The organism is Ensifer sp. BR816 (assembly GCF_000378985.1).
GTDB lineage: Bacteria > Pseudomonadota > Alphaproteobacteria > Rhizobiales > Rhizobiaceae > Sinorhizobium.
The window spans coordinates 1,142,856-1,164,280 of the sequence record NZ_KB905370.1 but is presented as its reverse complement, the minus strand read 5'-3'; the positions used below and the strand labels follow the sequence as shown (position 1 = coordinate 1,164,280).

The window sequence follows — 21,425 nt, the reverse complement described above, 5'->3', positions numbered from 1 at the left end:
AGACTCAGGTGCAACCTTGGGCTGGCGATCGACCTCCCGCCCGAACTCGAGGGGCGTGTGCATGCATCCTTTTCTCGTGCTACCTCGGACGGGCGGACGCATTGAGAAGAGCCTGCTGACGCATGCAGGACAGACCGGGGGAGGTTCGCGTGCCGCACGCATGAAAAGCCCGGCACGAGGCCGGGCTTCGAAACGTTATCGTGATGGTTTCAGCCTCAGTTGCCGCCAAACGCCGTCTGCAAGAGCTTGATCTGCGCCTTGACGCCGTTCTGGTTGTCGGGGACGAAGGTCGTGGCCTCTTGCGGCCGGTAGATCTCGCGGTCGAGGAGGGCGACGCGGTTCTGCAGGCGCAACGACCGCTCGATCAGATCACGGAAGCTGTCCGGCAGATCGTTCCAGCCGGGCGCGCTGCGGTCGACATTGAAGCTGTCGAGGCGAACCTTGCTCTTTTCCGACAGGACCTGTTCGCGGCTCATTTCACCGTTGTTGACGGCGCGTTGCAAGAGAAGCCAGGAGGCCATCTGCATCAGCCGTGTGGTCAGCCGCATCGACTCGGCGGCGTAGAGCACGGAGGCCATGCGCGGCAAGACCTTGGAGGCGGCTCGGCCAGGTCCGTCGAGATAGCTCGCCGTCTCCTCGACCAGGCCCATCCCGTCCGCATAGAGCGCCTTGAACTGCGCCGAGGACGCAGCATGTCCCGCGAAACTGACGGTATTCAATCCTCTCTCGGACATGGCCTGTTTTTCCCTGGTTCAAAACGCATCACGGTCAGGTAACGAAGCGGCTTTGGGAAAAGTTTCCTTGAGGCCCCTCTATGCTCGAAGAATGATCTGATACCGCATTCCGCGCAAGGGTATTCTTAAGAAAGGGTTAATCTCCACAATTCTTTGAATTTCGCTGTCACGAAACAAAAAAAGAGCCGCGCGGGGCGGCTCTCAAGGTAAAACAGGGAGAAAATCAGACCCATTCCCCAGTCGGTGAAAATGTCTGAGTCCGGAAGGACCGGATGACCGGACAATTACAGAAAATGCCTAATATCGTGTTAAGCAGCGTCCATCCCGGACGCCGAGCTTGCCTTCCGTCAACGGAAAAGCCCTTCGGCGGCCGAACGACTCGCCGACTTGCGGGCACGCTCCGCCTCCAGCCTGGCGATTTCTTCCGTCAACAGCGCAATACGCGCGGTAAGCTCGTCGACGGAGAGCTGCGAGAGGTCGCTGCCGATCTCATGCGCGGTCTTCTTCTTCGGCTGATCGTCGTCAAACAGGCTCATTGGCTTTCCTCCTCTTCGGGATCGTCGACGATGTCTCCGCGCGTCTCCTCAAGCGGTGCTGCACGCGGGGAAAGCTGGAGGCTCTCCGGCGTCGTCGGCGCACCGGCATTGACCGGCGAGAAGGTCTCGCGCTCGGCGACGGGCACCGGTGCGCGCCGGCGGCTGCGGACGATCGCGTAGGCCGTTATCAGCATATGCGCGCAGGCGGTGATCATGAAGAGGCCATAGGGGCCTGTCGCGGTCATCACCGGACCGCCGATCGTCGGGCCGATGATGGTGCCGATGCCGTAGAGGAGGAGCAGGCCGCCCGAAACCTTGACGAAATCCTCCGGCGTGGCGAAGTCGTTGGCATGGGAGACGGCGATCGGGTAGAGCGCGTTGGCGGCAGCGCCGTAGACGGCAATCAGCGTCAGCACGATCCAGACCTGGCCCGGTTCGACGAGGAAGAGAAGGAGACCGGCCAGTGCGCCGACGCCGGCAAGCACCGCGAGCACATAGCGGCGGTCGACGCGGTCGGAAATGCGGCCGGCCGGCAATTGCATGACCGCCCCGGAGAAGATCGCGACGCTCATCATTGCCGCGACGGTGCTGTCGGAAAGGCCCGCCTGGCGGCCGAAGACGGCGCCGAGCGTGCCGAAGGCCCCGTTGGCGATGCCGATCAAGAGGATGCCGAGGAAGGAAACCGGCGAATTGCGGTAAAGGCCGCGAAGGTCGAGCCGCACCTGCTTGAGCGGCGTGGGCGAGGCGGCCTTGGACAAGAGCGTCGGCAACATCGCGACGCAGTAAAGAATGCCGCAGATCATGAAGAAGAAGGTGGTCGTCGTCTCGCCGAAGGGGATCATCATCTGCCCGCCGACGACGCCGAAGAGGGTGATGGCGATATAGAGGGAGAAGATCACGCCGCGGCTTTCATTGGTGGCGCGTTCGTTCAGCCAGCTTTCGATGATCATCGACGTGCCGGCGGTCGAAAAGCCCGTCAGCGCGCGCAAGACCAGCCACCAGATGGGGTCGATCATCATGCCGGTCAAAAGAGAAACGATTGCAATCAGGGCGGTGAAGACACTGAAGGCCCGCACGTGCCCAATGCGCTTGACGACATTGGGGGCGAAGAAGCAGCCGAGCACGAAGCCGGAAGCCCAGGACGTGCCGATGAGGCCGAGGATTGTGGTCGGGTATCCTTCCGCCGTTCCACGCACCGGCAGGAGCAGACCGAGCAGACCGTTTCCGAGAAAGAGGAACAGAGTGCCGAGCAACAGCGCGGCGACGGGAAGCAGATTGTTTCTCATCGTCCATCCGAAAATCGTTCTGCGGCCGGCACGTCGCGGCGGCGCGTGCCGCCGTGCCAACCGGAATCACTACCGCCGGTCATTGCAAATCGGCGGCAAAAACAATAGCCCTCTATGCGTCGAAAAGTGACGGCCGTATGACGTGGCAGCGTCGGCCGCGGAATTCTCCGGAATAATGCATGTCGAAGGCACTGACGCTTCTCCTCCTCATCGCCATGTGTCTGCAGCTCATCAAGCCGCTCGGATATCCCGGACTGAGGCAGCGCCGGGATTTCTGGAAGATCGCCGTCTTCGCCATCGCCGTCATGATGGTCACGGTCTTCATCCGGCCGTAGACCCGGCCGGGCGGCATACCCGTTCCGAATATGCCATGCGCATGGAATGCGCGACCGTCCGACGTTCCCTTTGAAACAGCTAAAATTTCAGGCGCCGGCTACACTTGCGCCCGAAAATGCCCGAACTCTGCGCAGGACATGTAGTCAAGAAAAGGTTAAATTACCGTGCTCGGCCACAAGATGAAAATCGAGGCTCTCTTGGAACGCCGCCTGACTGCCATTCTCGCTGCCGATGTCGTGGGTTACAGCCGTTTGATGGGAACCGACGAGGCGGGTACGCTGGCCGCGCTGAAACAGCATCGCCGCGAGTGCCTGGAGCCGAAGATCGCCGAGCACAAGGGGCGGATCGTCAAGCTGTCCGGCGACGGCATGCTGATCGAGTTCTCGAGCGTCGTGAATGCGGTTGCCTGCGCGGCGGAGATCCAGCGCGGCATGCTGACCCGCAACGAGGGCCTGCCGAGGAGCAGGCGCATCGAGCTTCGGATCGGCATCCATCTCGGTGATGTGATCGTCGAGGAAGGCGACATCTTCGGCGATGGGGTCAACGTCGCGGCGCGGCTCGAGGGGCTCGCCGATCCGTCCGGCATCGCGGTATCCTCGTCGGTGCGCGACCAGGTCGGTTCGAGGCTGGATCTCGGCTTCGTCGACAAGGGCGAATACAGCCTGAAGAACATCGCGCCGAATATCCGCGTCTATACGGTCGCGCTCGGCAACGCGGCGGCCCAGGAGGAGCCGGAGACCGCGGATCCGTCGCTTGCGACCGGCTACGAATTGTCGATCGGCGTCCTGCCCTTCACCAATATGAGCCACGATCCGGAGCAGGAATATTTCTCCGACGGCATCACCGAGGACATCATTACCGATCTGTCGAAAATCGCGCGCCTGCATGTCGTCGCGCGCAACACCGTCTTCACCTACAAGGGCAAGGCCGTGAAGGTGAAGCAGGCCGCCCAGGAACTCGGGGTGCGGTTCATTCTGGAAGGCAGCGTGCGCAAGGCGGGCGGGCGCGTGCGCATCACCGGGCAGCTCATCGACGCGCAGACCGGCGGACATCTTTGGGCGGACCGATACGACCGCGATCTCACCGACATCTTCGCGATCCAGGACGAGATCACCCATGCGATCGTCGACCAGCTGAAGATCAAGCTGCTGCCCGAGGAGAAGAAGGCGATCGAGAGCGATCCGACCACCTCCGTCGAGGCCTATACCTATTACCTCCGAGGCCGGCAGTTCTCGCATACGTGGACCCGGTCCTACCTGCTGCTTGCCCGCCGGATGTTCCTCAAGGCCGTGGAAATCGATCCGAACTATGCCCGTGCCTATGCCGGGATCGCCGAATGCGAATGTGCGATCCGGGATTGGCACGAAAAGGACTTTCCGCTGGAGAGCATTCTCGACATGAGTGCGCGGGCGCTGGCCCTTGATCCAAATCTGGCGGAAGCGCACGCCTCGCGCGGCTTGGCATTGAATCACGACGGGCAAACGGAGGAGGCCGGCCGCGAGTTCCGCCAGGCTCTGGCGCTCGATCCGTCGCTCTACGAGGCGAATTTGTACTATGGTCGCTTCCTGTTTGCGCAGGGGCGGTTTCAGGAAGCGGTGGAATTCTTCGAGCGTGCGGCCGACATCCGGTCGGATGACTATTTTTCGCCGATTCACCTGATGAACTGCTACCTCTCGCTGGGTGTGGAGAGTGAGCGCCAGCGCTGGGCGCGGATCGGTATCGAGCGGGCGAAAACCGCGCTGGAGCGGCACCCGGAGAATGCCAGCCCGGCCCATCGCGGTGCATTGGCGCTCGCGCATTTAGGCGAGGGGGACCGCGCGAAGGAATGGGCGGCGCGCGCGCTGGCAATCGACCCGGACGATATCGTCGCCCAATACAACACGGCCTGTGTCTATTCCTTGCTGGGAGAGAGCGAGCGCGCCCTCGACCTGCTTGAAGCCGTCGTTCCGCAGAGCTCCAGCTACCACCTCCTCTGGTTCAAGCAGGACTCCGACCTGGATCCGATCCGCGATCATCCCCGCTTTCAGGCGCTGCTCCAGTCGATGGAGGACTGCACGCCTGAAGCGCGCTGATGCCAAGCTGCGCTCAGATAGCGATCTCGCCACCCATCACCGGCACGCACTCGCCCGAAACGCTCACCTTGCGGACGACACCCTCCCGCTTGCTCACCTCGACCGTGATGATGCTGCGGCGTCCCATTTCGACGCCCTGCTCGATCGTGATCTCGGTTTCGGCGTCGGCCCGCGGCAGAAGCGAGACGAGATACGCGCCGAGTGCAGCCGAGGCGCTGCCCGTCGCCGGATCCTCGATGACGTTGTCGAGCGGTGCGAACATACGCGCCCGGATCTCCCACGGACGGTCGGGCGTACGGGTGTAGAGGAACAGGCTGAAGCTGTCCGCGGCAATCGGATAGCGGGCGTTTGCCTCGTGGAAGGCACTGACGTTTGGCCGTGCCTTCGAGAGGGTATCGACATCCTTGAGTTCGGCGAAGGCAAAGGGAAGGCCCACGGAAAGGCTGACCGGCGCATGGCTGCGATCGAGGAGATCTTCCGGTCGAAGCGAGGCGCAGGCGGCGATGGTCTCCGCATCGATGACCGGGCCGACGGCGAGCGGCCGAGGCGCGACGATGCGGGCTCCGGTGACGAGGCCTCCCGTGCCAAGCAATGTGACTTCGACGAGTCCGGCCTCCTCCTCGAAGCGCAGGGTGCTGCCCGGTTGCGTGCCGAAAACCTCCGGCTGCCGTCCGAGCACGAAGGCGGTGCCGACATTGGGATGGCCGGCAAAGGGGATTTCGGCGGTCGGTGTGAAAATGCGTACGCGTGCGGTGTTGGCCGGATCGTCGGGCGGAAGCACGAAGGTGGTTTCCGAATAGCCGAACTCGGCGGCGACCGCCTGCATCTGCTCGCCGCTCAGGCCGCGCGCGTCGGGAATGACGGCAAGCTGGTTGCCGGCGAAGCGCTCGGCGGTAAAGACATCGACGGTGACGAAGGGGACCGTGTTCATCAGGGCTCCGGGTTTGGTCGGCAATACCGAGATGTAGAGCTATTGCTGACGTCGCTGGAACAGCAAACTTGTCTCCCTGACAATCGAAAGCCGCGAATTCAAAGGCCCGGCGACATCGCTGCAGCCGGGCCTTCTCCTCTCTCCCCTGTATAGCTCCTTGGGCATCGCTTGATCCGAAAACCGCTTCACGTTTTCGGTCCGATGCTCATGCCCCTCAAGCGGCTTTTTCGAGGTCCTTCTTCCAGCTGCCCTTGGCGGCGAGGCTGCACATCTTGGCGCGGTGCGTGAAGGCGCGCTGGCCGGCGGCGACATTCTCCGGCTTGCCGTTCCAGGCGCTGAGCGCTTCCTGCTGCAGGGCGCGGCCATAGGAGAAGGTCAGCTTCCAGGGCAGGTCGTGGGCCGTGTTCATCGCTGAAAGATGCGCCGTCGCCTCTTCCGTAGACTGGCCGCCGGACAGGAAGGCGATGCCGGGGACGGCGGCCGGGACGGTGCGCTTCAGCACCTTGATGGTGCGTTCGGCCACCTCTTCGACCGAAGCCTTGCGGGCCTTCTTGCCGTCGATCACCATGCTCGGCTTCAGGATCATACCTTCGAGGTTCACCCGCAGGTCGCCGAGTTCTTCGAAAACCGTGCGAAGTACCCATTCGGTTACTTCCTCGGAGCGTTCGATCGAATGGTCGCCGGGGGCGCCGTCCATCAGCACTTCCGGCTCGACGATCGGGACGATCCTGGCCTCCTGGCAGAGCGTCGCATAGCGGGCCAGCGCATGGGCATTGGCCTTGACCGCGCCGAAGCTCGGCAGGGCGCCGGAGATGGCGATCACGCCGCGCCATTTCGCGAAGCGGGCACCGGCGTCGTAGTACTTGGCGAGGCGAGCGGCGAGGCCGTCGAGGCCCTCGGTGATCGTCTCATTGGGGAAATGCGGCAGCGGCTTTGCGCCGGTGTCGACCTTGATGCCGGGGATCGACCCGGCATTCTTGATGACATCGACGAGCGGCGTGCCGTCGGCCGCCTTCTGGAACAGGGTTTCCTCATAGAGAATGACGCCGGAGATATTGTTGCGCATCGCTTCATCCGAGCGCAGCAGCATCTCGCGATAGTCGCGGCGCGAGGCCTCCGTGGATTCCAGCCCAATGCTGTCGAAGCGCTTCTTGATCGTTGCGGTCGACTCGTCGGCGGCGAGCAGGCCCCGGCCGTTGGCGACCATGGCAACCGCAATATCTTCCAGTCTTTCGCTCATCTTTTTCTCCTACACACGGGCGCCGATCCCAACGGATCAGCACATGAAACAATCTCGGTCTGAAGGCGCGAAAGCACGTCTTCCACGCCGCCGAACGCAGGCGCGATAACAGAAGATACTGTGCGGGAAAATGGCAGTAAAATCGACTAAAACGATTTAAAAAAATTTAATCGTTTGAAATATCATAATTATTTAGAGCGCCGACCCGGGCTTATGCGCTTGCCCGGGTCGGTGCGCATGCACCTACTTCTGCTGGCGCAGGATATCGACGCCCGGCAGCGGCTTGCCTTCCATCCATTCGAGGAAGGCGCCGCCGGCGGTCGAGACATAGGTGAAATCGTCGGCGACCTCGGCGTGGTTGAGCGCGGCAACCGTGTCGCCGCCGCCGGCGACCGAGACGAGCGAGCCTTGACGGGTGCGGCCGGCCGCATGCTTGGCTGCAGCCACCGTCGCCTTGTCGAAGGGGGCGATTTCGAAGGCGCCGAGCGGACCGTTCCAGACAAGCGTCTCGGCACGCGAGATCCAGTCGTTGATGGCCGTGACGGATTTCGGCCCGACGTCGAGCACCATCGCGTCGGCGGGTATCGCCTTGATGTCGACGATCTCGTTGTCGGCGCCTGCCTTGAATTCGCGGGCAACCACGCCGTCTTCCGGCAGCACGATGGCGCATCCGGCGGCGGAAGCCGCGGCGACGATCGCCTTAGCCGTCTCGGCGAGGTCGTGCTCGCAGAGCGACTTGCCGACATCGATGCCCTGCGCGGCCAGGAAGGTGTTGGCCATGCCGCCGCCGATGACCAGCGCGTCGACCTTCTTCACGAGGTTCTGCAGAAGATCGATCTTGGTCGACACCTTGGCGCCGCCGACGATCGCCACGACCGGCCGCTTCGGATTGCCGAGCCCCTTTTCGAGTGCCTCGAGTTCGGCCTGCATGGTGCGGCCGGCAAAAGCGGGCATATGATGCGCCAGGCCCTCGGTCGAGGCATGGGCGCGGTGCGCTGCGGAGAAAGCGTCGTTGACATAAATGTCGCCATTGGCGGCGAGTGCGGTGACGAAGGCCGGATCGTTCTTTTCCTCGCCCTTGTGGAAGCGGGTGTTTTCAAGGAGCAGCACGTCGCCGTCATTCATGTCGGCAATCGCATTGGCGGCCTTGTCGCCGATGCAGTCGGCGGCGAAGTGGACGCGCTGGTCGAGGATTTCCTCAACGGCAGGGGCGATCGCCTTCAGCGACATGTCGGCGACCGGCTCGCCCTTCGGGCGGCCGAAATGGGCAAGGAGAATGACCTTGGCGCCCTTTTCGGAGAGCTCGCGGATGGTCGGCACGACGCGCTCGATGCGGGTGGTGTCGGTCACCTGGCCGTCCTTGACCGGAACATTGAGATCGACGCGCACCAGCACGCGTTTGCCGGCGATGTCGGTCAGATCGTCAAGGGTCTTGAAAGTCATCAGTTCGTCTCCAGTGATAGTCTCTGAAAGAGGGTGGGATAGTCGATGACGAGGCCGTCCTCGTCGACAGGCAGGTCGGCGGTGAAGCTGCGATCCTCGGCCGCGTAGCGATAGAGCTTGAACTCATCGAGGCAGGTGTAGTGCTGACCGTCCACGACGGGCTCGAATGTGTCGAACGGCACGTAGAGCATCTTGAGCCTGACGGTGCCCGAGCGGCGATCGAGCCCCAGGCGTCGGATCGGAAGCGTGTTGGTGAAGGGCGTGCCGGCGAGGTCGATGTCGATGCAGCCGTCGAACTCGGGGAGGGCAGCGCCTCGCGCCGTCGCCCATTGCCCCGGGTGATCGGAGCGCAGATGCAAGCTTCGGCCGTCCGTCGTGTCGACCATCAACTTCCGAACCTGCCATGTCTCGTCGCAATCGATCCGGTAGCGCACGCCATAGGACGCGCCGCCGCGGTTGCCGATCAGAACGCTGACGGCGCGGATAACCGCGCCGTCAGCTGTTTCGGTTTGCGTCAGCGTCAGATGTTCGAGCCCTTCCCCCTCGAGCGGACGCCAGCGCACCGTCGTTGAGGAAAGGGCCCGGAACATCGGTCTTAGAGCAGCTTGCTCAGGGCGACCGCCGTATCTGACATGCGGTTCGAGAAGCCCCACTCGTTGTCGTACCAGGTGAGAATGGACACGAACTTGCCTTCCATCACCTTGGTCTGGTCCATGTGGAAGACCGAGGAATGCGGATCATGGTTGAAGTCGATCGAGACGTTCGGGGCGAGCGTGTAGCCGAGAATGCCCTTGAGCGGGCCGTCGGCGGCAGCCTTGATCGCCGCGTTGATCTCTTCCTTGGTCGTGTCGCGCTTGGCGACGAACTTGAGGTCGACGACGGAGACGTTCGGGGTCGGCACGCGCATGGCGAAGCCGTCGAGCTTACCCTTGAGCTCCGGCAGCACGAGGCCGACGGCCTTGGCAGCGCCGGTCGAGGTCGGGATCATCGACAGCGCCGCGGCACGGGCGCGGTAGAGATCCTTGTGCATCTGGTCGAGCGACGGCTGGTCGTTCGTATAGGAGTGGATCGTCGTCATCATGCCGTGGTCGATGCCGATGGCGTCGTTCAGCACCTTGGCGACCGGTGCCAGGCAGTTGGTCGTGCAGGATGCGTTGGAGATGACGAGGTGGTCCTTCGTCAGCTTGTCATGGTTGACGCCGTAGACGACGGTCAGGTCGGCGCCGTCGGCCGGTGCCGAGACGATGACGCGCTTGGCGCCGGCTTCGAGATGGGCGGCTGCCTTGTCGCGGGCGGTGAAGATGCCGGTGCATTCCATCGCGATGTCGACGCCGAGCTCCTTGTGCGGCAGTTCGGCCGGGTTGCGGATGGCGGTGACCTTGATCGGCTTGCCGTTGTTGATGATGATCGCGTCACCGTTGACCTTCACGTCGGCCGGGAAGCGGCCGTGGATGGAGTCGAAGCGCAGCAGGTGGGCGTTGGTCTCGACCGGGCCAAGGTCGTTGATCGCGACGACTTCGATATCCGTGCGGCCGGATTCGACGATGGCGCGAAGGACGTTGCGGCCGATGCGACCGAAACCATTGATGGCGACTTTCACTGTCATGTCGGGTCTCTCCCTATCAGGATGGCGTGGGTAACGAATGGAGGGCGCCGCAGGGCTGCCCCCCGGCTAGATCAGGACAGTTTTGCTTCCGCGGCGGCGACCACCGCTTCCGGCGTGATGCCGAAATGCTTGTAGAGTTCCTTGTAGGGACCGGACGCGCCGAAACTCGACATGCCGACGAAGACGCCGTTGCTGCCGATAATATGATCCCAACCCTGGCGGACGCCGGCCTCGATGGCGATCTTGACCGGCGAGTTGCCGATGATCGCGCGCCGATAGTCGTCGCTCTGCTCGGCGAAAAGCTCGATGCAGGGCACGGATACGACACGCGTCGAAATGCCCTTCTCCTGCAGCGCCTGGCTCGCCTTGACGGCGATTTCGATTTCCGAGCCGGTGGCGAAGAGCGTCACCTTCGCGTCGCTCGCGGGGATCAGGTCATAGGCGCCGCGCGCGCAGAGGTTCTCTTCCTTGTATTCCGTGCGCACCGCCATCAGGTTCTGGCGCGTGAGCGCGATGGCGGACGGGCGATTGCGGCTTTCGAGTGCAAGCTGCCAGCACTCCGCCGTTTCCGTCGCGTCGGCCGGGCGGAACACCAGGAGGTTGGGGATGGCGCGCAGCGAGGCCAGGTGCTCGACCGGCTGGTGCGTCGGGCCGTCCTCGCCGAGACCGATGGAATCGTGGGTCAGCACGTGGATGACGCGGATGCCCATCAGCGCGGCTAGGCGGATCGACGGACGGCAATAGTCCGAGAAGATCAGGAAGCCGCCGGAATAGGGGATCAAGCCGCCATGCAGCGCCATGCCGTTCATGGCGGCGGCCATGCCGTGTTCGCGCACGCCGTAGTGGACGTAACGGCCGGCAAAATTGTCCGGCGTGATCGAATGGGTCTGGCTCGTCTTGGTGTTGTTGGAGCCGGTCAGGTCGGCCGAACCGCCGATCGTCTCGTTGAGCACGCCGTTGATGACTTCAAGTGCGTCCTCGGAAGCCTTGCGGGTGGCCGGCGACGGCTTGGTTTCCGCGAGCTTCTGCTTGTAGGCACTGATTGCCGGGGCAAGGCTCGCTTCGAGCTCGCCGGAGAAGCGGCGGACGAACTCCGCCTTCGTCTCGGCGCCCGCGAGCCGCGCTTCCCATGCCTTGCGGGTTTCGACCGAACGCGCGCCGGCGCCGCGCCAGGCGTCGAGCACGTCGGAGGGAACGGTGAAGGCCTCCGCCTCCCAGCCGAGCGCCTTGCGGGTGGCGGCGATTTCCTCGGCGCCAAGCGGCGAACCGTGCACCTTGTGGGTGCCTGCCTTGTTCGGGGCACCGAAACCGATGACGGTCTTGCAGGCGATCATCGTCGGCTTGTCGGACTTCTGCGCTTCCTCGATCGCGGCGGCGATCGCTTCCGGATCATGGCCGTCGACGGCGATCGTGTGCCACTTGGAGGCGCGGAAGCGGGCGTGCTGGTCCGTCGAGTCGGCGATCGAAATCGGGCCGTCGATGGAGATGTTGTTGTCGTCCCAGAAGACGATGAGCTTGTTGAGCTTCAGATGGCCGGCAAGCGCGATCGCTTCCTGGCTGATGCCTTCCATCAGGCAGCCGTCGCCGGCGATCACATAGGTATAGTGTTCGATGAGGTCGCTGCCGAACTCGTCGCGCAGCTTGCGCTCGGCGAGCGCCATGCCGACGGCATTGGCAATGCCCTGGCCGAGCGGTCCGGTCGTCGTCTCGATGCCGGCGGCATGGCCGTATTCCGGATGGCCTGCAGTCCGCGAGCCGAGCTGGCGGAAATTCTTGATCTCGTCGATCGTGATGTCTTCGTAACCGGTGAGATAAAGCAGCGAATAGAGCAGCATCGAACCGTGGCCGGCCGACAGCACGAAACGGTCACGGTTCGGCCAGGCGGGGTTCTTCGGATCAAAGCTCAGGTAGCGGGTGAAGAGAACGGTTGCTATGTCGGCCGCACCCATCGGGAGGCCCGGGTGGCCGGAATTTGCCTTCTCGACGGCGTCCATGGAGAGGAAACGGATTGCATTCGCCATCCGGTCGTGTTTTTCGCGAGAGATCATGACTTTTCCGTTTGAGTTCGGTGGTCAGGGGACGGCCTCTATCCTCCAAAGACCGTGTGAGAAGCGGCCGAACACATAGCAGGTGCGCCGCCCGAGTCAACAAATACAGGCCTTCCGCCCCCGGTGGCGGCGACCTTTTTGCGATCTTGCCTGAACCGCCCGATCGCGCCGCAAGCATATCACCGGCAGATAAAATCGGCGATCCACAGCTTGCAGGGTGCAATTGGCGAAGCCGCCATTGTTGAGACTTATGGAATGGGTTTAAAAAGGGTGATCCGAGACGGCCGGACATCCGGTCGATTCGGAGCGTGGGGCAAGAGGTTCGGGCCATGGGCGCTGGCCGACCCTGCCACTTTGTTTAGGGCAATGAGAAGGCGTCCGTGCCTGCTCACCCCCTCTGGAGAGGTTTCGAAAGAGATGCCTGCAAAGACGGTCAATGCGGCGATCGAGGAATTGCGAAACGCGATTCAGTCCCTTGAAATCGCAATCGACGGCCGCTTTGACAAGGAAAAGGACGTGAGCGAATTCGAGGGCGAAGTGCGCCGGGTCAATACGGATCGGTCGCGGCTGGCGCAGGAACTCGACCAATCGCAGTTCCGGGCCAATCGACTGGAAGAGGTCAATCGCGAGGTATCCCGTCGTCTGGTGACGGCGATGGAAACCATTCGGGCAGTGCTGGATCGCTGAGGTTCTTGAAGCATGGCACAGGTGACGGTGACGATCGACGGCAAGGCCTACCGCATGGCCTGCGAGGAAGGGCAGGAGGATCACCTGAGCGACCTCGCCGCCCGGTTCGATCAATATGTCGGCCATCTCAAGGGACAGTTCGGCGAAATCGGCGACCTCAGGCTGACCGTGATGGCGGGCATCATGGTCATGGACGAACTGAGCGAGGTCAATCGGCGGCTGAAGAACCTCGAGGCCGAGGTCGGCAACCTGAAAAACAGTCGTGACACGAACCTTTCCGACCAGGCGAGAAGCGAGGACGCGCTTGCCACCGCCTTGACGGAGGTCACGGCACAGATCCAAGAGATCACCGCCAAGCTCAACGGCCGGCCGGTCCCCCCGGCGAATTGAGCTTGTCTGCCCTCCGACTTCGAATTGTCGATCCGAGCACGTTTTCCGCGGCACCCGCTCTGGCGAAAACGGTCAAGACGTTCTATATCTGCCCGGCGGTCTGCGCTTCCCGACAGGAACCACAATCCCCGGGGCCATACACGATCTCAAGGGAACTGTCCCTGTCCGGACTCGTGGGTCCGGACACACGGTGCCCACCTACTTTGTAGGCACCCGGGATCGTAAACTATCCATCGGTCGCCGTGGATCGCACTCCTTCCTTTCAGTCGTTCCCCCGAAAGGCTCGGCGAATGGCGTCGGCCATCGCGTCGATCGTCGGGGAGCGATGATCCGGCCGTGTACGCAGGACGACGTTCGAAATGTCGATGATGCCGAAACCGTCGTCTTCGGTCAGTTCGCGGCAGCCTGCGGGTATGGCGCTGCGCGACATCGGAGCGATGGCGAGACCTGAAGCGACCGCGGCAACCAGGCCGCTACTGGTGCGGCTGACATAGGCGACGCGGCTCTCTATGCCCCGCTTCTTCAGGCTGCGCATGGCGAGATCGTCGCACCACCCGCCTTCGTAATAAGTATAGGTAGCGATCGGCACCGGTCGCCGCTCGTATGGACCTTGCTGGTCGGAACTGGCCCAGACGGTGGGATCCACCATCAGGACTTCGTTCCGGGTTCGGCCCCCCGGCTCGAACACGACGGCGATGTCGATCTCGCCGGCCTCGAGCGATGTCAGGTTGGACATGGAATGCCCCTGCTGCACCGTGACTTCGACGTTCGGGTGGGTTGCGGCGAAAGCGCCAAGTGCTTTCGGCAGGGTGGAGTTGATGTACTCCTCCGATATTCCGATGCGGACGGAGCCGTCCAGGGCAGGCTGGCGAAGGGCCGCCGCCGTGTCGTCGAGCAGCGCTACGATCCGCCGCGCATTGTCGACAAGGCGGCGGCCCTGCGCCGTCAGCACGACGCCGCGGGAATGACGCTCGAACAGCGCGAAGCCGAGAAGTTCCTCGAGTTTCTTCATCTGCATGCTGACGGCCGACTGCGTGCGCCGGACCGCGTCGGCAGCCCGTGTCAGGTTGCCGGTATCGGCAACCGCGAGAAAGGTTCTGAGCAAATCACTGTCGAGCGGAAGGGACATGGTCGTCATAAGAAAATCTGATGATAGTCATGTTCGCAATTCGTTTGTCTCATGTCAACGAAGGGCGGAAGATCGAATATCTGATCCTTCTCGAGGCCTCCGTCATGCCTGTCCTGGTTGTGCCTGCATCTCCAAACGCCCGACAGTCCTCTCCGCTGAAGACGGCCGTCGAACATTTCCGACTGCGCCGCGTGATCGAGGCCTATTGGGCGCTCGTCATCGACCGGGGCGATCCGCATCTCATCGACGATGCCGGCTTGGCCGACATCGAGCGTCCGATGACCGGCTGGTGGCCGGATCCGATCCGGCATTCGCACTGGATGCTATGAGATCAGATCGAGCCTGGCAGCGCGGAACACCGCTTCCGCAAGATTGTTCGCCTGCAGCTTGCGTATTGCCTCTTCCAGGGCCTGGTCGATCCGTTCCAGGGGAATGTCGGTTTCACGCATTATGTCCAGGCGCGCCCGGCCGCGGGCCGCAAGGGTGAGGCAGCGCAGTTCAAGGGGGCCGAGCTGGTCGATCCTGTCCGTCATGGACACGCCCTATCCTTCGGAGCCTCCGGCAGATCGCCGGGTGACAGCCCTTCCAATCATTTGAAATCATGTAGCTCATTGCATGCGGAGCGCATCGCGCGAAGCTGAACCGCGGCAAAGGGTAAAAATCCGGTTAATACTGTTTCGATATGGGAAGGGTGGAGGACTGTCGCGAAATGTTGCAAAAGCGACGGGGACACGGGTTCAGTTTGCCCGAGATCTGCACTACCTCGTTGCCTGTTGCGAACGGTTTGCCGGAAAGGGACGCCTGATGTCACCGAAAGACTTGAAGGCCGCGTTGAGGAACGAGCGTCTGGCCATGCGCGACGCCATGCCGGCGGAGGCACGGATCGAGGCGAGCCTCGCCATGGCGGATCATGCCGGCGACATCATCGCGCTTGATCCCGGCCATGTCGTTTCGGGTTTCTGGCCGATCCGTTCGGAGGCGGACATCCGGCCGCTGATGGTACGGCTCAGGGACCGCGGTGCGAGATTGTGCCTGCCGGTGATCCTTGACAAGAAGACCATCGTCTTCCGCGAACTCGCCGATGGCGTGGCGGTCGTCGAGACCGGCTTCGGGACGACGGGTCCCGGACCGGCCGCACCGGAGCTCGATCCGGATATCATGCTGGTGCCGCTGTCCGCTTTCGATGCTGTCGGCCATCGCATCGGCTACGGTGCCGGTTATTATGACCGTGCGATCGACCGGCTGCGCCTCAAGGGCCACGCGCCGCGCCTGATCGGGATTGCATTCGACTGCCAGGAAGTGGCATCAGTGCCGGCGGAGCCGCACGACGTGCCACTGGACGCCGTGTTGACGGAAACCGGCTTTCGACATTTTTGAGCGGGATTGAACGGCATGCGACTTCTGTTTCTGGGAGATATGGTTGGCAAGACGGGCCGCACGGCGGTCTGGGAGCGCCTCCCGGGATTGGTAAGCGATCTCAAGCTCGACTTTGTCGTCGTCAACGGCGAGAACGCCGCCGGCGGCTTCGGCATCACCGAGGATATCTTCCTCGAAACGATCAGCGCCGGTGCCGACGTGGTGACGACCGGCAACCATGTCTGGGACCAGAAGGAAGCTGTCGTGTTCTGCGAGCGGCATGACCAGTTTCTGCGACCGGCTAACTATCCGGCCGGCACGCCGGGCCGCGGCTCCAACCTGTTCTTTGCCCGCAATGGCGCCCGCGTCCTGGTGGCCAATGTCATGGGCCGGGTGTTCATGCATCCGGAGCTCGACGACCCCTTCACCTGCGCCGAGGCGATCCTCGAAGCCTGCCCGCTCGGCGAACAGGCCGATGCCGTCGTCTTCGACTTCCACGCCGAGGCGACGAGCGAGAAGCAGTGCTTCGGCCACTTCGTCGACGGGCGCGCCAGCCTCGTGGTCGGCACGCACACCCATGTGCCGACTGCCGATCACCAGATCCTGAACGGCGGCACCGGCTATCTCAGCGACGCCGGCATGTGCGGCGATTATGATTCTTCGCTCGGCATGGACAAGGAAGAGCCGCTCAACCGTTTCATCTCGAAGATGCCGAAGGGCCGCTTCGAGGCGGCCTCCGGTCCCGCCACGATCTGCGGCGTCGGCGTGGAGATCTCCGACCGGACGGGCCTTGCCGAAAAGATCGCGCCGCTCCGCCTCGGCCCGCGGCTCGGCGAAACGATCCCGGAATTCTGGGCGTAGGGCGTCTTCGGTCGAATTTCCCGGCAGACAGCGGACCCGACCGGCGGTCCCAATTGCCATAACTCCAGCCCGAAGCGGCCGCAGTCTTCTGCCGCCACGGCGGGATGCTTTTTTCAGTGACAGGCTTTGAAAATGGTGGCAGGTTAGCGCGCAAAATCAGGGCCGTACCGAACGGCCGCTACTTGCAAATTTCCATGTCGATCTAGAAGCCCGAGCGAAATGCATGCGGGTAATCGCATGCACTCTTTGCCTCTTCTCCGCTCTGGCGCCACCCGCGGGCAAATTGCCCCCGGTTCGAAAATGTCGCCACGGCAACTGGATCCATCCAACCCGCGCCCGGCGATCTCGAAGTTCAAGTGCCTGGAGAGCGTGCATGTTGCGAAAGTGGCGTCTGCCGGCAATCGTCGGTGTTTCCATCTCCCTTCTGATGTCCGTACCGGCGGCGGCGCAGGATGCGCAGCTGCCTGCGGTGACCGTTGCCAAGCCGGTCGTGCGGGACGTTATCGATGCCGACGAGTTTATCGGCCGGTTCGCGGCGGTGGACGAGGTTTCGGTCCGTTCTCGCGTCGGCGGCTATCTGGACCAGGTGTTCTTTACCGACGGCGCGTTGGTGAAGAAGGGCGATAAGCTGTTCGTCATCGACCAGCGCCCATTCCACCTGGCTCTTTCCCAGGCGGAGGCGTCGCTCGCCTCGGCACAGTCGACGCTCGCCTTCGCCGAAGCGCAGTTCAAGCGAACCGAGTCGCTGGCCGGCACCGGCACGCTTTCGGTATCCAAGCTCGATGACGACCGACGTGCGCTGCTCGCTGCGCAGGCGAATATGCGCGGCGCAGAGGCGGCCGTCGATCGTGCCAGGCTCGATCTCGAATACACCACGATCACCGCGCCGCTCAGCGGCCGCGTCGATCGGCGATGGCTTTCGCCCGGCAATCTCGTCCAGCCGGACGAGACGGTGTTGACCACGATCGTCTCGCTCGATCCGATCGATTTCTATTTCGACGTCGACGAGCGGCGTCTCCTCTCATATGCGCGCACCGCCCGCGAACGCGGCAGCGCGCTGCAGGAAGGTGCCGGCGCGCTCTCGGTGCTGGTGACGATCGCCGACGCCACCGAACCACCCTTCGAGGGAAAGCTCGACTTCTCCGAGAACCGGGTCGACAATCAGACGGGCACGATGCGCCTGCGCGCCCGTTTCCCCAATCCCAACTTCATTCTGCAGCCGGGGCTTTTCGGGCGGGTCGAGGTCGAAGGCTCCAATACCTACAGGGCGATCCTCGTTCCCGACGAGGCCATCGCCGCCGATCAGAACGAACGTGTCGTCTATGTGGTCGCCGAGGACGGAAGCGTTGCGACGAAAGCCGTGCGCCTCGGACCGCGGCTGCACGGCTATCGGGTCATCCGCAGCGGATTGACCGGCGACGAGACGATCGTCGTCAACGGGATCATGCGCGCACGGCCGGGCGCCAAGGTGAAGCCGGAACTCGTGGTGCTGCCGCAGGAGGCAGCGCAAGCGGCGGAGAATGCCCAATGAGGTTTGCGCACTTCTTCGTCGACCGGCCGATCTTTGCTTCGGTGCTGTCGATCGTTCTCTTGATCGTCGGCGGCATTGCCTATTTCCAGCTGCCGGTGGCGCAATATCCGGAAATCGCGCCGCCTACCATCGTCGTCAGGGCGTCCTATCCGGGCGCGGATGCGGAGACCGTCGCCAATACGGTCGCCACCCCGCTCGAGCAGGAAATCAACGGCGTCGAGAACATGCTCTACATGTCCTCCTATTCGACCGCCGACGGCTCGATGTCGCTGACGATCACCTTCAAGCTCGGCACCGACCTCGACGAGGCACAGGTGCTGGTGCAGAACCGCGTCTCGATCGCCGAGCCCCGCTTGCCGGAGGACGTGCGGCGCATCGGCGTCACCACCACCAAGAGCTCGCCGGACCTGATGATGGTCGTTCACCTGCTTTCGCCGAACGACCGCTACGATCAGCTCTACGTCTCCAACTATGCCCGCTCGCGCATTCGCGACCTTCTCGTCCGGCTCGACGGCGTCGGCGACGTCATCCTCTTCGGCGAGCGCGAATATGCGCTGCGTGTCTGGCTCGACCCGCAGAAGCTCTCCGCCTATGGCATGACGTCAGGCGACGTCGTCGAGGCGCTGCGCCAGCAGAACGTCCAGGTCTCCGGCGGCTCGATCGGTGGCCCGCCGATGTCGGGCGACAGTGCCTTTCAATACACCGTCACCACCGACGGCCGCTTCAGCGACGCGCGACAGTTCCGCTATGTAATCGTCAAGGCGACCGAGGATGGCAGGCTCGTGCAGTTGCAGGACGTCGCCCGCGTCGAGCTCGGCGCGCGCGAATATGTCACCAACAGCTACCTGAACGGCAGCCCGGCCGTTGCGCTCGGCATCTTCTCGCGCCCCGGTACCAATGCGCTGGCGGCGGCGGACGCGATCCAGGCGACGATGGCCGACCTTTCGAAGGATTTCCCCGAGGGACTTGAATACCGGATCATCTACAACCCGACCGAATTCATCTCGGAATCGATCGACGAGGTGTACACGACGATCGGCGAGGCGGTGCTCCTCGTCGCGCTGGTGGTCATCATCTTCCTCCAGTCCTGGCGCACTGCGATCATTCCGATCGTCGCGATTCCGGTCTCGCTGATCGGCACATTCGCCTTGCTCTTCGCCTTCGGCTTCTCGCTCAACATGCTGACCCTTTTCGGCCTGGTGCTGGCGATCGGCATCGTCGTCGACGATGCGATCGTCGTCGTCGAGAATGTCGAACGCAACCTGGCGCGCGGCATGACGCCCCGCGAGGCGGCGCATGTGACCATGGACGAGGTCGGCGCGGCGGTCGTCGCCATCTCGCTCGTCTTGACCGCCGTCTTCGTGCCGACCGCCTTCATTCCGGGTATCGCCGGTCAATTCTACCTGCAATTCGCCGTGACGATCGCGGTCGCGACGGTGATCTCCGCCGTCAATTCGCTGACCCTGTCGCCGGCGCTCGCGGCCATCCTGCTGCGCCCGCATGAGGATCACGAGCAGGAGAGCCGCAATCCGGTCACGCGTTTCGGCCGTGGCCTCGCCAATGGCTTCAATAACGGCTTCGACCGGATGGCCGAAGGCTATGGCTGGGTGGTGCGCCGCCTTGTCGCGACCCGGCTGGCGCTTGTGGCGGCTCTCCTCGTCTTCGTCGCCCTGCTCGGGGCGACCTGGTACATGGCGCAGGTCGTGCCGCGCGGTTTCATACCGACGATGGACCAGGGCTATGCGATCGTCGTCATCCAGCTTCCCGACGGCGCCGCGCTCGAGCGGACCGACGCCGTCGTCCAGCGCGCATCGGCGATGATCCGGGAAGTCCCGGGCGTAAGGGATGCCGTCGCCTTTGCCGGCTTCAACGGCGCGACCTTTACCAACGCCTCGAACTCCGGCGTTATCTTCACGCCCTTCGACAGTTTCGAGGAACGGCTCGAACACGGCCAAAGCGCCACGCAGATCATCGGCCAGATCTTCGGCGCGATGCAGGGCATCCAGGAGGCGTTCATCATCGCGGTGCCGCCGCCGTCGGTTCGCGGCATCGGCAATTCCGGCGGCTTCAAGATGCAGATCATGGACCGCCAGAGCGCCGACATGCGCCGCGTGCTGGGGCTCGCCTTTCAGATGATGGGCGCGGCCAACCAGACCAAGGAGTTGGTCGGGGTCTTCACGACCTTCTCGGCCTCGAGCCCGCAATTCTTCCTGGCGATCGACCGCGACAAGGCGCAGGCGCTGAACGTGCCGATCCCCAACATCTTCGAGACGCTGTCGATCAATCTCGGGACATCCTACGTCAATGATTTCAACGCGTTTGGCCGCGTCTACCAGGTCCGTGCCCAGGCCGACCAGCAATATCGCGTGGAACGCGACGATATCCTTGCCCTGAAGGTGCGGTCCGCCTCGGGTGCACTCGTGCCGCTCGGCACGCTCGTGGAGATCCGCGACACGAGCGGCCCCGCACTGGTGCAGCGCTACAACATGTATGTCTCCGTGCCTGTGCAGGGCAATCCGGCGCCGGGGGTCTCGACCGGCACGGCGCTCGACAAGATGGAGGCGCTTGCGGCGCAGATCCTGCCGCAGGGCACGACCTTCGAGTGGACCGAGCTGGCCTTTCAGGAGCGCCAGACCGGCAATACCGCTGTCTTCATTTTCGCCCTGTCGGTGATCTTCGTCTTCCTGGCGCTTGCCGCGCAATATGAGAGCTGGGTGATGCCGCTGGCGATCATCCTGATCGTGCCGCTCGCCGTTCTCGCCGCCCTTATCGGCGTTTCGCTCCGGGGAATGGACAACAACGTGCTGACCCAGATCGGCCTCATCGTGCTGATCGGACTTGCCGCGAAAAACGCGATCCTGATCGTCGAATTCGCGCGCCAGGGCGAGGAGGAGGGCAAGACGCCGATAGAGGCGGCGATCGAGGCGAGCCGGCTCCGGCTGCGTCCGATCCTGATGACGGCCTTTGCCTTCATCCTCGGCGTCGTTCCTTTGGTCATCGCGACCGGTCCCGGTGCCGAAATGCGCCAGTCGCTCGGCACGGCGGTCTTTTCCGGCATGCTGGGCGTCACGTTCCTCGGCCTGTTCCTCACCCCGGTCTTCTACGTGACGCTGCGGTCCTTGCGCCGCAAGCGTGCGCCGGTGCCGGAGACGGCGGGCGCGCCGGCGGAATGACGCGAGTGCTGCTGCGATGACGCGATTGTGAGCGGATGGCGGTCCTTTGTAAGTGGACGGAGCCGC

18 protein-coding genes, 1 other RNA gene and 2 pseudogenes are annotated in these 21,425 nt (G+C 63.3%); 10 read left to right on the top strand and 11 right to left on the bottom strand.

Features of this window, described 5'->3' with window-relative positions:
• Positions 1-215 precede the first annotated feature (215 nt).
• From RHIBR816_RS0105635 to RHIBR816_RS0105625, 3 genes and pseudogenes are all read right to left on the bottom strand, one after another.
• On the bottom strand, positions 216-734 hold the full coding sequence (locus RHIBR816_RS0105635) for a DUF1465 family protein (RefSeq protein WP_018235561.1): 519 nt from the start codon (positions 732-734) through the stop codon (positions 216-218).
• A 347-nt stretch (positions 735-1,081) separates the two neighbouring features.
• Positions 1,082-1,270 (bottom strand): DUF1192 domain-containing protein, encoded by a 189-nt coding sequence (locus RHIBR816_RS0105630; protein WP_018235560.1) that lies wholly within the window; start codon positions 1,268-1,270, stop codon positions 1,082-1,084.
• A pseudogene (locus RHIBR816_RS0105625) lies at positions 1,257-2,556 on the bottom strand (MFS transporter). Before RHIBR816_RS0105625 ends, RHIBR816_RS0105630 begins: the two are co-directional and overlap by 14 nt.
• Positions 2,557-2,735: 179 nt before the next feature.
• Between RHIBR816_RS0105625 and RHIBR816_RS35630 the strand changes: the two are divergent.
• Complete coding sequence (locus RHIBR816_RS35630) at positions 2,736-2,891, top strand: hypothetical protein (RefSeq protein WP_018235558.1); 156 nt, start codon at positions 2,736-2,738, stop codon at positions 2,889-2,891.
• 165 nt (positions 2,892-3,056) lie between these two features.
• Complete coding sequence (locus RHIBR816_RS0105615; protein ID WP_018235557.1) at positions 3,057-4,964, top strand: tetratricopeptide repeat protein; 1,908 nt, start codon at positions 3,057-3,059, stop codon at positions 4,962-4,964.
• Between the two features lie 13 nt (positions 4,965-4,977).
• Here the strand turns inward: RHIBR816_RS0105615 and RHIBR816_RS0105610 are convergent, their stop codons facing one another.
• The 6 genes from RHIBR816_RS0105610 to tkt form a co-directional block, all read right to left on the bottom strand.
• On the bottom strand, positions 4,978-5,895 hold the full coding sequence (locus RHIBR816_RS0105610; RefSeq protein WP_018235556.1) for a PhzF family phenazine biosynthesis protein: 918 nt from the start codon (positions 5,893-5,895) through the stop codon (positions 4,978-4,980).
• 214 nt (positions 5,896-6,109) lie between these two features.
• Positions 6,110-7,135 carry a class I fructose-bisphosphate aldolase gene (locus RHIBR816_RS0105605; protein WP_018235555.1) on the bottom strand — a complete coding sequence of 342 codons (1,026 nt, stop codon included), beginning with the start codon at positions 7,133-7,135 and terminating at the stop codon, positions 6,110-6,112.
• A 243-nt stretch (positions 7,136-7,378) separates the two neighbouring features.
• Positions 7,379-8,578, bottom strand: a complete 1,200-nt coding sequence (gene pgk, locus RHIBR816_RS0105600; RefSeq protein WP_018235554.1) for a phosphoglycerate kinase — start codon at positions 8,576-8,578, stop codon at positions 7,379-7,381.
• Positions 8,578-9,168, bottom strand: a complete 591-nt coding sequence (locus RHIBR816_RS0105595) for a putative glycolipid-binding domain-containing protein (protein ID WP_018235553.1) — start codon at positions 9,166-9,168, stop codon at positions 8,578-8,580. Before RHIBR816_RS0105595 ends, pgk begins: the two co-directional genes overlap by 1 nt.
• A 5-nt stretch (positions 9,169-9,173) precedes the next feature.
• The gene (gene gap, locus RHIBR816_RS0105590; RefSeq protein ID WP_018235552.1) at positions 9,174-10,184 is read right to left on the bottom strand and encodes a type I glyceraldehyde-3-phosphate dehydrogenase; all 1,011 of its coding nucleotides are present in this window, start codon (positions 10,182-10,184) and stop codon (positions 9,174-9,176) included.
• A 71-nt stretch (positions 10,185-10,255) separates the two neighbouring features.
• Positions 10,256-12,232, bottom strand: a complete 1,977-nt coding sequence (gene tkt, locus RHIBR816_RS0105585) for a transketolase (RefSeq protein ID WP_018235551.1) — start codon at positions 12,230-12,232, stop codon at positions 10,256-10,258.
• A 417-nt stretch (positions 12,233-12,649) separates the two neighbouring features.
• Between tkt and RHIBR816_RS0105580 the strand changes: the two genes are divergently transcribed.
• The 3 genes from RHIBR816_RS0105580 (at position 12,650) to ssrS (ending at position 13,562) form a co-directional block, all read left to right on the top strand.
• Complete coding sequence (locus RHIBR816_RS0105580; protein WP_018235550.1) at positions 12,650-12,919, top strand: DUF4164 domain-containing protein; 270 nt, start codon at positions 12,650-12,652, stop codon at positions 12,917-12,919.
• 12 nt (positions 12,920-12,931) lie between these two features.
• Positions 12,932-13,309 carry a cell division protein ZapA gene (locus tag RHIBR816_RS0105575; RefSeq protein ID WP_018235549.1) on the top strand — a complete coding sequence of 126 codons (378 nt, stop codon included), beginning with the start codon at positions 12,932-12,934 and terminating at the stop codon, positions 13,307-13,309.
• 94 nt (positions 13,310-13,403) lie between these two features.
• A non-coding RNA gene (gene ssrS, locus RHIBR816_RS35625) (6S RNA) lies at positions 13,404-13,562 on the top strand.
• A 9-nt stretch (positions 13,563-13,571) separates the two neighbouring features.
• Here the strand turns inward: ssrS and RHIBR816_RS0105570 are convergent.
• Positions 13,572-14,469, bottom strand: a pseudogene (locus tag RHIBR816_RS0105570) (LysR family transcriptional regulator).
• On the opposite strand from RHIBR816_RS0105570, the gene RHIBR816_RS33720 reads away from it, so the two are divergent.
• Entirely contained in the window at positions 14,459-14,767 is a 309-nt protein-coding gene (locus RHIBR816_RS33720; RefSeq protein WP_018235547.1) for a hypothetical protein, read from the top strand. The pseudogene RHIBR816_RS0105570 and the gene RHIBR816_RS33720 sit on opposite strands and share 11 nt — an antisense overlap.
• Here RHIBR816_RS33720 and RHIBR816_RS0105560 read toward each other — a convergent pair.
• Positions 14,762-14,971, bottom strand: a complete 210-nt coding sequence (locus RHIBR816_RS0105560) for a hypothetical protein (protein ID WP_018235546.1) — start codon at positions 14,969-14,971, stop codon at positions 14,762-14,764. The two genes, RHIBR816_RS33720 and RHIBR816_RS0105560, sit on opposite strands and share 6 nt — an antisense overlap.
• A gap of 271 nt (positions 14,972-15,242) precedes the next feature.
• Here RHIBR816_RS0105560 and RHIBR816_RS0105555 point away from each other — a divergent pair, with 271 nt between their 5' ends.
• The 4 genes from RHIBR816_RS0105555 (at position 15,243) to RHIBR816_RS0105540 (ending at position 21,359) form a co-directional block, all read left to right on the top strand.
• Positions 15,243-15,815 carry a 5-formyltetrahydrofolate cyclo-ligase gene (locus tag RHIBR816_RS0105555; protein ID WP_018235545.1) on the top strand — a complete coding sequence of 191 codons (573 nt, stop codon included), beginning with the start codon at positions 15,243-15,245 and terminating at the stop codon, positions 15,813-15,815.
• Between the two features lie 15 nt (positions 15,816-15,830).
• A complete protein-coding gene (locus RHIBR816_RS0105550) occupies positions 15,831-16,655 on the top strand; it encodes a YmdB family metallophosphoesterase (RefSeq protein ID WP_026186676.1) in 825 nt (274 codons plus the stop codon).
• 373 nt (positions 16,656-17,028) lie between these two features.
• Positions 17,029-18,186 (top strand): efflux RND transporter periplasmic adaptor subunit, encoded by a 1,158-nt coding sequence (locus tag RHIBR816_RS0105545; RefSeq protein WP_018235543.1) that lies wholly within the window; start codon positions 17,029-17,031, stop codon positions 18,184-18,186.
• Positions 18,183-21,359, top strand: a complete 3,177-nt coding sequence (locus RHIBR816_RS0105540; protein WP_018235542.1) for an efflux RND transporter permease subunit — start codon at positions 18,183-18,185, stop codon at positions 21,357-21,359. The genes RHIBR816_RS0105545 and RHIBR816_RS0105540 overlap by 4 nt, the downstream gene beginning before the upstream one ends.
• The last annotated feature ends 66 nt before the right edge of the window (positions 21,360-21,425 follow it).